The organism is Siphonobacter sp. BAB-5385 (assembly GCF_002261125.1).
Classification (GTDB): domain Bacteria; phylum Bacteroidota; class Bacteroidia; order Cytophagales; family Spirosomataceae; genus Siphonobacter.
In genome coordinates, this window is the sequence record NZ_NMPS01000040.1 from 1 (window position 1) to 270 (window position 270).

The following is a 270-nucleotide window of genomic DNA, read 5'->3' on the forward strand; positions in this document are numbered from 1 at the left end:
AATAAGGGTTTATCCTGTTCTGCACCGGAAATATAGACAGCGGCATCAAATAGTGCATACTTTTTCCCTCTAGCATCAGCTTTCCATGCAATCTGAGCATTTACGGCGTAAATATTAGTGTTTCCAGACTTCACTACTGCTAGTGCCTTCTTCTCTTTCAAATATGAGATTGCATACTTAGCAGTTCTTTCGCTAATTCCTAACGCTTCTGATAATGCTGAGTAACTGACAACCAAAGCATTACGCGTATCCATATGTTGTAAAATCCAA

1 pseudogene is annotated in these 270 nt (G+C 39.3%); it reads right to left on the reverse strand.

Annotated elements, in window-relative coordinates:
* A pseudogene (locus BWI93_RS03735) lies at positions 1-254 on the reverse strand (hypothetical protein); the annotation flags it as partial.
* Positions 255-270: the final 16 nt, after the last annotated feature.